This window comes from Shewanella sp. 11B5 (assembly GCF_002836795.1).
GTDB classification, from domain to species: Bacteria; Pseudomonadota; Gammaproteobacteria; order Enterobacterales; family Shewanellaceae; genus Shewanella; species Shewanella frigidimarina.
Genome location: NZ_PJAP01000067.1, coordinates 1 through 1389, shown reverse-complemented (window position 1 = coordinate 1389; position 1389 = coordinate 1). Strand labels below are relative to the sequence as shown.

Here is a 1389-nt window from a genome sequence, read left to right as displayed (position 1 = left end):
TTATTGAACAATTTTCTCACCTAATGGTGAATATATAAGAAGGAGTGTGACCTATGTCATACAACATGAATGGACACGAAATTTCAGTTAGCTTTCCGGTTAACTCTATCTCGTCAAACAAGAATTCAATTGCTTTTACCGATAGCCTAGGTAAAAACAAAAAAACCTTTTCAAAACGTATTGAAGCATTAAACTTCATGAAATGGTTAATCTCTGCCAATAAGTAATACCCCCTAACGCTTTGCGTTAATCATTTGCTCTGTTATTTAATAAACTCATTTCTCGGTATTCTCCTCTCACTTACCGATGTTTATTAAAACAGAGCAAAATGAATAACTCACTCGCATCATTTCAAATTAGGCTTCAGTTTTAAACTCCAATCGAAATTTTTAAACCCAAATCTACAACTTGGAAATAACCGACTTAATATCAACAGCTTACAACAAGAAACCCTACACTCATCCTGTAATCAAACCGTGTGCAAAAACTTTCGTTGGTATCTTGGCAACATCGTTTTATTTCCCAAGACTCCCCCCTGATGTATATAGAGAATATCGGTTGCACTGACAGTATTACTATTCAAATAATGTTGTAACACTAGAAATCCAACCGGGTCGTACAATAATTCAAATTCAATTCCCGACTGGCATACCGTATTCCACATATCAAAACAACGTCGTGATAATTTTCCAAAATGATATTTATGACCATCATTAATAATGTTAGGAAAATAAACCTCATCGACTAATTGTGAGAATTGTTGACGTAAATATTCATCTCCTCCTACGGTACTGCAAGTTAATACCTCTATGGCAATAACATCCATTAATAGTAATTTAGCCTGTTGTTGAATAATTTGTTTATTTAAATAAGCTGCAGTAGTTCCCGTACCTGAGGGTAAAAATATCTTTAACTGTTTTTTTTGTTGATCTTGTGCCCATTGAATAATTTCACTGGCGAGTTGTGCTATCCCAGTTTCGGCATACTCACAACGGCCACCTTCAGGAATAAAAAGTAATTGTTTTTTATCTGCATAGCTTGGGTCTGATGAAACAATATGCTGCATCGCATCGTCTAAATGCATACCTTCAAGGTTTTTAGCATCAGTCAAATGACGAACATCTATAATATTGGCGCCATTTTGTATCGCTGCAGCATAATTCCCCTGAGGATGTTGTAATAAAAACTCGCTGATGTGGCTTACGTAGTAATCAAATTTCCACCCTTGCTGCTTTGCAAGTACAGACAATGAGTACAAGGAGTTTGCTTGTGCAGAGCCCGAAGCCACGATCTGGGTAACATGTGAATAATCATGATGTAAGAAATGATAAAATTTACGCGCTTTATTACCACCAAAATCAGCATGTAATAAATCATCCCGCTTAATGT

The 1389-nt window shown here is 35.9% G+C and carries 2 protein-coding genes; one reads left to right on the top strand and one right to left on the bottom strand.

Features of this window, described 5'->3' with window-relative positions; translation table 11 throughout:
- The first annotated feature begins 53 nt into the window (after positions 1–53).
- Entirely contained in the window at positions 54–227 is a 174-nt protein-coding gene (locus CXF78_RS00550) for a hypothetical protein (RefSeq protein WP_011637775.1), read from the top strand.
- Positions 228–469: 242 nt separating this feature from the next.
- Here CXF78_RS00550 and CXF78_RS00545 read toward each other — a convergent pair whose 3' ends face one another.
- Positions 470–1387 (bottom strand): 1-aminocyclopropane-1-carboxylate deaminase/D-cysteine desulfhydrase, encoded by a 918-nt coding sequence (locus tag CXF78_RS00545; RefSeq protein WP_257984785.1) that lies wholly within the window; start codon positions 1385–1387, stop codon positions 470–472.
- Positions 1388–1389: the final 2 nt, after the last annotated feature.

Excerpts from the sequence above, each read along its gene's own strand:
- CXF78_RS00550 (WP_011637775.1), top strand. The coding sequence starts at position 54 with ATGTCATACAACATGAATGGACACGAAATTTCAGTTAGCTTTCCGGTT.